This is a genomic window from Pseudomonas putida W15Oct28, from assembly GCF_000708715.2.
Taxonomy (GTDB): Bacteria; Pseudomonadota; Gammaproteobacteria; order Pseudomonadales; family Pseudomonadaceae; genus Aquipseudomonas; species Aquipseudomonas putida_R.
In genome coordinates this window covers 47,524-56,354 of sequence record NZ_JENB01000035.1, presented here as the reverse complement: position 1 = coordinate 56,354, position 8,831 = coordinate 47,524, and the positions used below count along the sequence as shown (strand labels likewise).

At 64.3% G+C, this 8,831-nt stretch carries 4 protein-coding genes; 1 reads left to right on the top strand and 3 read right to left on the bottom strand.

Annotated features, from left to right (window positions below; translation table 11 throughout):
* Window positions 1-187: 187 nt before the first annotated feature.
* From AK81_RS21115 to AK81_RS21105, 3 genes are all read right to left on the bottom strand, one after another.
* Window positions 188-1,150, bottom strand: a complete 963-nt coding sequence (locus AK81_RS21115; RefSeq protein WP_043202153.1) for an aliphatic sulfonate ABC transporter substrate-binding protein — start codon at window positions 1,148-1,150, stop codon at window positions 188-190.
* 14 nt (window positions 1,151-1,164) lie between these two features.
* Window positions 1,165-2,127 carry an ABC transporter substrate-binding protein gene (locus tag AK81_RS21110; RefSeq protein ID WP_043202150.1) on the bottom strand — a complete coding sequence of 321 codons (963 nt, stop codon included), beginning with the start codon at window positions 2,125-2,127 and terminating at the stop codon, window positions 1,165-1,167.
* Between the two features lie 120 nt (window positions 2,128-2,247).
* Window positions 2,248-6,576, bottom strand: coding sequence for an NEL-type E3 ubiquitin ligase domain-containing protein (locus AK81_RS21105; RefSeq protein ID WP_043202148.1), 4,329 nt, complete (start codon window positions 6,574-6,576; stop codon window positions 2,248-2,250).
* A 243-nt stretch (window positions 6,577-6,819) separates the two neighbouring features.
* Between AK81_RS21105 and AK81_RS21100 the strand changes: the two genes are divergently transcribed.
* Entirely contained in the window at window positions 6,820-8,733 is a 1,914-nt protein-coding gene (locus tag AK81_RS21100) for a tyrosine-protein phosphatase (protein WP_043202146.1), read from the top strand.
* Window positions 8,734-8,831: the final 98 nt, after the last annotated feature.

The following is an 8,831-nucleotide window of genomic DNA, read 5'->3' as shown; positions in this document are numbered from 1 at the left end:
AGATTACGGCCCTCATCCAACTGTTCGGGCTCTCGCCAAAGTGGAACGGTGAATGGCAGCTTTTGCTCCCACACGTGCTCTGGGCACCTCGGGTTATCAGCTTGCCATTCACCGCTCTCACTTCAGATTCTATTCCCTCTCCAAGACACAAGCGGGTTCACCCGCGAAGAGGCCGGCACAGGCATCCTCAGTCAGCAACCTTGGGCTCGAACACAGTCACCGCACGCGCATCCACCGGTTTGGGCAGCAGCCCTTCACGGTAGAAGGCATCGGCAATGCGTTGCTGTTCGCCAAGGTTGTCCAGTTGCACCGGCTGCACGTCATAGCTGCGTCGGCCATTGGCCTGCTGCACCGTGGCGCTGTCCAGGTTGCCCCACAGCGGCCCCAGCACCCGGGCAGCCGCTGCGGGGTTGGCCTTGGTCCAGGCACCGATCTCGCGCAGCGCCTGATACACCTGCTGCAGCACTTCAGGGTGCGCCTTGGCGTAATCGCTACCGGCCAGGTAGTAGCGCTGGTAGCTCGCCAGCTCGCTGCCATCGGCCAGGATGCGTGCATTCTGCTGACGCTGGGCACTGGCTACGTAAGGGTCCCAGGTGACCCAGGCATCGACCTTGCCATTCTCGAACGCCGCCCGGCCGTCGGCTGGGATCAGGTACGCCGGGGTAATGTCCTTGAAGCTGAGGCCGGCCTTGGCCAAGGCCTGGATCAACAGGTAATGGCTGCCCGCCGCCTTGGTCACCGCCACCCGCTTGCCCTTGAGGTCGGCCAGGGTCTTGAGCGGCGAACCGGCGGGTACCAGGATGGCCTGGGCCGTGGGCGATGGCGCCTCACGAGCAAAATAGGTGAGCTTGGCGCCAGCCGCCTGGGTGAACACCGGCACGGTGTCGGCCACGTCCGCCGACAGGTCGACATTGCCCAGGTTCAGCGCCTCCAGCAGTGGCAGGCCGCTGGGGAACTCGTGCCAGCTGACGCGAATACCTTCGGCCTGCAGGCGCTGCTCCAGCGTGCCACGGGCTTTGAGCAAGGTCAGCAGGGTCGAGGATTTCTGGTAACCGATGCGCAAGGTCTGCTCGGCATGGGCAAGCGAGGGCAGCAGGCCACCGAGCAGCAGGCCCAGGGCCAGGTGACGCAGGCGTTTGCGGTGCAGCATGGGGTGTCTCCAGGTCAATGTTGGGCCAGTGAGTCAGTGGCGGGCACGGTAAAGCCCGTGGCGAAGGTCGGGGCAACGTCCAGGCGTTGATTCATAAGGCCGTGGGCGTGGTAGAAGTCAGCGGTTTCCTGCTGTTCACCGATGGTCTTCGCGTCGATGGCCTGCCAACGCAACTGGCGGCGCTCGAACTGCAGGCGGGCGGCGTCCTGCGGGAAGCCGATGATCGCGGCCAGGGCTTGCGAATAGCTGTCCAGGTGCTGGTACGCCCAGACCTGGGCGCCGGCCAGGCGGGCCAGGTAATCCTGCAGTGCGGCCTTGCGCGCCGGGTCATCCAGCGCCTCGTCGGTGGCCGCCAGGAAACTGTTGCCACTGGACAACCCACGGCCGTTGACCAGCACTTTGCCCTGGCCGCTCAGCTCGGCCAGCGCGGTGTAGGGTTCCCAGGTCGACCAGGCGTCCACCGAGCCATTGGCCAGGGCGATCTTGGCGTCGACCGGGCCGAGAAAGCGGAACTCCACGTCTTTTTCGCTGAGCCCGACCTGATCCAGCGCCTTCAACGCCAGGTGATGGCCGATAGAGCCACGGCCAGTGGCGATGCGCTTGCCCTTGAGGTCGGCAGCGCAGTGCAGCGGGGCATCTGGGCGCACCAGCAGCGCCGTGCCATACGGGTCGGACTTGTCCACGGCAATGGCTTTGACCGGAGCCCCGGAAGCCAGCACGAACAGCAACGGCGCATCGCCAATGATGCCGGCATCAATCGCCCCGGCGTTCAACGCCTCGGCCAGCGGCGCGGCAGCGGGGAACTCTGCCCAGCGGATGTCATAAGGCAGGTCGCGCAAGGCATCGGCCGCCTCCAGCTGGGCGCGCATGTTGCCTTTCTGGTCACCGATGCGCAGGGTCAGGCGGTCACTGGCCAAAGACTGAGTGGCCAGCAGCGTGGCGGCGGCGAAAAGCAGCAGGCGAGATCGAAGGGACATTCGCAGTTCCTTGCAGGTTGAGGAAATGCGAATGTAACGGGCCACATCAAATAAATAAAAGTGATTAAATGCATAAGCTAATATGCAAAATACAGAATCGTCACATCTTCTCTTGAAGCATCAGACCGGATGCCTGTCATAGGCCTGGCGGGTCAGTTCAAGATACAACGCTCGCTCTGCTGCCGAACGCTCGGCCTGCAGCGCCTCGATAGACTCGCGAAACACCAGGTCAGTCATCTGCTCGCGCTGATCGAATATTGCCTCCAGCCGATCATGGAACGGCCCGCCCATGGCCTCGAACCTGTCGGCATGCAAGCGCTGCAAGTATTGCTGCCAGAAGTCGCGCGCGGCCATTGAGCGGCTCAACGCTTCAGCGTTTTCGGCAAGCTGAACCTCAAGCTTGGCGAGCTCCAGGTCATGTTTGCTCACGCCACTGACGTATCCGTAGTTCATTGCCGAGGGTTGCCCGGGCAAATCGAGGCCATCCGCCAAGCCAACCCGGTAGGCCAGGTGCACTTCTACCTCGTCGACCGCCATGTAGGGGGCACTTATGTGCATCTGCTGGATATGCCGGATGGCGATACGGTCGACCTGATCCAGGCGGAACAGCTCCCGCCCCAACTGCAGCAGCGGCCGCATGGCGTAGGCCCCTTCCAGCCCGGCAGCACGCTGCGCCGCCAAGGTACGCACCTCAAGGGCACTGAGGATCAACAACATCTGGTCGGCACAGCTGCGCGGCCCGGCGGCTTGCTGAAACACCGCTTCACGCACTTCACCGTTCAGCTCGCAGGCCTCGATGATGCCCCACACCCGACGGCTCATTTCACGCGGCTGTCGCCGAAAATCCGCAGAGCACGAAAAGTCGGTAAAAAAGCGGAACAAATCCTGCGCCCCCTCTTCCCCCGCCAGGTTGCTCCATTGTGCCAGGCGGCGGTTCTGGTCGCTGGGTGCCACGCCGTCCAGGTAGCGCAGGCGCTCATCCTCAAGCAACTCTTCATGGACACGACCAGGCAGCACGATTGCCGCCTGGTTGCCCACCAGCTCACGCAGTTGCCGGATGGCCCGCGGCGACAGGGGATTGCCATGCAAAAAGACTCGGCCCGGGTTGCGCCTGATCAGTTGCAGCACCGCTTCGGGCAGCTCGCTGATGCCGTTTTCGCGCAGGTCGATTACGGTCAGCGTGGGTGATTCGAGCAGCACCATCGGCAATTCGCGCAGCCCCGTGTTGCGCATGTTGAGGATCCGCAAACGGTACAGTGCGCGCACATCCGGGGCACGACCCAACAGATTGCCGTGCAGGTCAAGGGACACCAGCCGGTGCAGTGCAGCAAGACGCTGGCTGCTTTCGCGGGTCAGGACGATGTGGTTTCCGGCAAGGTTCAGCTCCACGAGCTCCACCAACTGCTCGATACTGGCGGGCATCGCCGTCAGCAAGTTGCCACGCAGGTCCAGGCTGCGCACCCGGCTGAACCGCTGCAGGAAAGCGGGCTCGATCTCCAGCAGGCTCATGTCGCGCAAGGTCAGGCGGGCAACATGGCTGAAGTCCACGGCTTCAGGCAGCCTTGGCAGCCGCCCTACCCGCCAGCCATCAATGAGCAACTGGTAGTTGCCATGGGTATCCCGATGCTGGCGCTGCCAGGCGCGGCGGATCACCCTTGCCACCCAGGCGCGGCGTACGTTTTGCGTCGGGCCGGCAGACGCTCGCCGCCAGTCGCTCAGTGCGTTCTCCAGAAGACGCAGCTGCTCGCGCAACTGGAAGCAGTAATGCCAAGGCGTCACACCCTGGCGGTCGGCCGAGGCGATAAACGCCTCCAGCTCGGCATCGGTGAAACCCGGAAACAAACGCCTGATCGCCCGGTGCAACGCCTCGGTGCTGCTTTCTCCCCGCCCGCTGAGCGGGTAGCCAAGGCGACCATCCCCCAGGCGCACCGGCGGGCGCACTCTGCCGCCCACGGGTGCCATGCCCAGCAAGGTGGCCAACCCGTCGCGCTGTGCGAAGGCCCGCTCTGCCAGCGCCTGTGCCAACTGTGCGGCCGATTGCCCGGCATCCCCCAGCGCCTGTCGCTGTGCAGTATTCAGTTGCCACAGCAGCGCCTGCACAAGGCTGTCACTCTCGCTCGCACCCTGCAAAGGCAACCCCGAGCGGTCCTGGGCCTGATAACCGTGGCGCCCCTTGGCGACCACGCGTACTTCGGCTGCGGACGGAGCGCCCATACTGGCCAATGGCATTGCCCCTGGCTCGGCCTCACGCAGCTCTATCCGCTGCGTATCGGGCCAGCTCAACCACTGACCCAGCAACCCGAACGCCAAGCGCTCGGTATCGGCATTGACTGCCTCGGCCTGGCCAAGGCCCGCACACGCCCGGTCCAGGCGGCTGTCCCTGAGCAACCAGCGGGCTTGCTCGGCCAAGGCCAGCGGCACCCGTTGCCGGTCAACCATGCGCTCGACCAGCAGCTCATCAGCCTGTTGCACGATTTCACTCGCACCCCGGGCTGTAAGCCCCGGGAAATCACGCAGTAAAACCTGTTCGGCAGGTGACGGCACCCGCTGCTGTTCGAGGAAATGCTGTTCGAACGCAGCCCCTTGCAAGCTCGGAAACTGCTCGTGCAGCGCCCAGCGCTGCAGGGCATCGAGCAAACGTGCCGGCGCCGCGCCCTCCTCCTGGTGCAAACGCCGCAGCCGGTCCTCATCGTAGCCCGTGGCCCACAACACATCGCGGGCCACCTGCTCATCCACCTCAGCCAAGCCACTGTTCAGGCGCCGCAGCAACTCTACCCCCTGCCATGCCTGCGGTGTCTCCAGTTCATGCCGCCATGCGCCGTCCCCCAGGTGCCGCAACTTTGGCGCATAGGCCCCATCACGCTGCGGATGCTGGATGTACAACTCGCCTTCGTAAAAGTCGCCGGCTACCCGGTAAGCCGCCTGGTGCGTTCGTAAGTGAGCCTGACCCGCGACGCTGGCGTACTGGCCGGTGGCAAGAAGGTCATCATTCAGCGCGTAGGCCTCCAACCGTGGGTCGATCAATTTGTACTGCCCCTGCGCAGTTTGCACGGGCGCCAGCGCGTCAACAAATGAAGCGCGGCGTAGCAGGCGCTCCGAGGCTGCTCCTGCCCCGGCAGTCACCGCCGCTTGTGCCACGTTCACCGCTACGCTGAAGGCATGTTCCAGCGCGCTCTGCCGGTCTCCCAGTTGCCAGTCGACGTAACCCTCATACACGTCATCCACCACCTGCAGCGCAGAGATACCCAAAAGCGGCAGGCCGAGGCCCGGCACGTAGAAGCTCGCCAACCCCAGCAAGTCGAGGCCGAGGCTTGCGTAGAAGTGCAGCCGTCGATCACGTTCGGCACTGTCCTGAATGGCAGTAGGCACAGCCAGCACCTGCGCATCGTCGAACAGGGTGTCGAGTTGGCTTTTCTGCAGGAACCGGAACAAGGGTTCGCGGATAACTTCGTGGCGCCCATCAAGCACCACGGGTGTGTGCGCCGCCCCCTGTGCCAAGGCGAGGTTCAATGCCAGTGTGTAACGCTCGCGGTCACGTTCGCTGATGAATCGCTGGAAGTACTCACGGTAGCCGGGCACTCGAAACCGCCTGCCCAACATCTGAAACAGTGCACCCCAGGACGCATGCCAAGTCATTGCTCCCTGCGGGTCGTCAGGTAACCAGCACAACACGCCTTGCAGTTGCCCCTCGCCCAGGCCGTCGCTGTGCAGCTCGAAGGCCACGGCCCCACGCACACGCTTGCCAAACACGCGCAATGCGTTCGGGCGCATCCGCGTAACCGCGCCTTGCTCAACGCTGATCGCCGCCAGGCATTGCACCTGTGCAGTCTCATCAATGTCACCTTTGAGGGCAGCAATACGCAAGGCAGCTTCAAGCGCATGGCGCTGGCCTTGCTCAAGCAGCATCGCCACCCGCTGCCCCGCCTCCCCCTGCGCGGTCAACTGCGCTTTCAGGTAGGCCTGGTACTGCCCACCAAGGTCCAGCGTGCGGCAAAGCCCGGCAAAGGCCCTGGCCGTCATGGGCAAGACGTTGCCCTGGGCATCCAGCAGCCTCGATTGATCTGATAGCCCAAGCGAACGGGTTTCGCCGTGGCTGAAATTGTGCAGTGCAGCGGCCAGCAAGCTGTGCTGCAGGGTGCGCTCGCGAACACCTGGCGGTACTTCCGGGCGGGAGCCGGGATAACGTTCGATGAAGTGTATTTTCAGCATGGCCTTGCGCACATCCTGTGAATGCACAAGCGGCTCGGCAAGCGCGTTCTGGAGCAAGGGTGCAGCAAAGACATCGAGGGGCACCAGGTCACCAAACAATGCCTCCAGATGTTGCTGCACAGCCTGTTGCTCGCGTAAACAGGCATGCAACTCGACCAGCCGGGTGGCCGAGGCTCTCGCCAGCCACTCGGGCAACTGGCTGGCGATCAAGGTGTCGATGGAAGCTGCGGGGGTTGGCATCCTGGGCCTCTCCTTTCGGGAAAGGCACCATCACACCCGATGGGGTTACTCCACTGCGGTAGTTATGTCTGCGCACCGAAGGCAGTGCGCCCGCTGTACAGGGAATATTGGCGCCTGAAAGACAAAACGCGCAGGAGCAAGACAGAACGCGCACCCTTTCACCCGCTACCGCACCTTGTAACATTCAGTTTCATCTTGCCCCCGGACAGTAGGCAGCCCAACCCACTGACTGAGGCCTGATCCGTGCTGCAACGTGTGCTCTGCTCCCTGTCCCTGCTCACCCTTGCCATTTCCACCGCCCACGCCGCCGAGGCGCTCGACACGCCGCGCCTGGCCGGCATGGACAATTTCCGCGACATCGCCGGCACCACCAGTGCCTACACCACAAGCCATGACGGCACGATGCGGGCCGGGGTGTTCTACCGCTCCAATGCCCTTACCCCGACCGCTGCCGACCTGGCCACCCTCAATGGCCTGGGCATCAGCGATGTGTACGACCTGCGCACTGCGAGCGAAATCGCCAGCACGCCCGATACCCTGCCGGACGGCGCCAGCTACACCAACATCGACATCATTGGCAGCACCGCATCGGGCTCCAACATCACCAACATTTCCTTCAGCAGCGCTGAACAGGCGCGGGCGATGATGCAGGAGACCAACCGCGCCTTCGTCAGCGACGCCGGCATGCGTGGCCAGTTCACCGTGCTGTTCAACGAACTGGCCGCCGCCGACGGCGCCGCGCTGTTCCATTGCACCGCCGGCAAGGACCGCACCGGCTGGACGGCCGCCGTGCTGCTGAGCATCGCCGGGGTGGACGACGCCACCATCATGAGCAACTACCTGGCCACCAACGACTACACCGCCGCCCGCGTGGCTGCCACCCTGGCGGCAATGCCGGCAAGCATGGCCGCCATCTACGCGCCGTTGCTCGGGGTTGAAGCCAGCTACCTGCAGACGGGTCTTGATGAAGTCAGCGCCGCGTACGGCAGCATGGACAACTACCTCAAGCAGGGACTGGGCCTGAGCCAGGAAACGATCTACGTGTTGCGCGGCAAGATGGTGCGCTATGGCTCCCTGCCCGGCGAGGCTGGCCTGTTGGGCAACGCTGCCGCGGGCGCGCAACTGTTGCGCGAGCTGCAGGACACGTCGCTGTCGGGCAGCTACAGCGCCTATAACTACTACCTGCAATCGGCCATCGATGCCGGCACCTTGGGCGGCGTGACGTCTACCGTTGGCGGCCAGGTGCACGCGGATGCCGCCAGCTACCTGCTGCGCCAGGGCGCCATGGTCGAGCGTGCGGCTTCGCCGTTTGCCGACGCCAGCAACCTCAAGGTCGGCCAGGCGCGCTTGTGGAGCACAGCGCTGGCCGGCTACCTGGGCACTGACGGCTCAGCCCACGCGGCCAGCAGCAACGAGCACAGCCAGGGGTTGATGGTGGGCATGACCCAGCGTTTCTCGGAACAGCTCAGCGCTCACGCCGGCTTTGGCTACAACCGGGGCAGTGTGGGCGGTGCCGGTGGCGAGGCCGACACCGACCTGACCTTCCTCAGCCTGGGCGCACGCTTTGCCCCAGGGAGCCTGGAGCACGGCCTGTTCATCGATGCCGACATCAGCGGCGGCTGGCTCGACTACTCCAGCAAGCGCGAACTGGGCGGCGGCCTAGGCACAGCCAAGGGTGACAGCCACGGCACCCTGGCGGGTGCCAGCCTGGCATTGGGTTACCGCCTGCCCACCAATGGCGTGGTGCTGGAGCCAAGCCTTGGCATGCGGGTCAGCCACGTTGACCTGAACGGCTTCACCGAGAAAGGCAGCGAACTGGCCCTGCAGGTGGACGACCTGAAAGAAACCCGTCGCAGTGCGGTGGCCAACCTCAAGGCGTCGTTCGCGCCGATTCCCGTAGGCAGCTGGCAATTGGTGCCGGGGGTGGAAGTGGGTTACGAGCATGCCCTGGGTGATCATCAAGTGGACAGCCAGGGGCACCTGCTGGGGCTGGATATCGAGCAACGGGCAGCGTTCGACAACCGCGACCAGTTCACTGGCGGGGTGAACCTGATGGCCAACCTGGGTGCCTTGAGTGTCGGCGCCGAAGTGGCGGCGATGGGCGGTGGCGACAGCCACGGGGTGAGTGGCAGCCTCAAGGCCAGCTATGCGTTCTGACCCTTTAACCGCTGGCACCGGCTGCGCCGGTGTTCGCGGGTGAACCCGCTCCCACAGGGACGGCGCTGACCTTGCAAACTATGATCAGACCTGCACCC

What these genes read in the sequence shown, in the direction of transcription:
- AK81_RS21115 (WP_043202153.1), bottom strand. Translation starts at nt 1,150, where the DNA reads ATGCTGCACCGCAAACGCCTGCGTCACCTGGCCCTGGGCCTGCTGCTC.
- AK81_RS21105 (WP_043202148.1), bottom strand. Translation starts at nt 6,576, where the DNA reads ATGCCAACCCCCGCAGCTTCCATCGACACCTTGATCGCCAGCCAGTTG.
- AK81_RS21110 (WP_043202150.1), bottom strand. Translation starts at nt 2,127, where the DNA reads ATGTCCCTTCGATCTCGCCTGCTGCTTTTCGCCGCCGCCACGCTGCTG.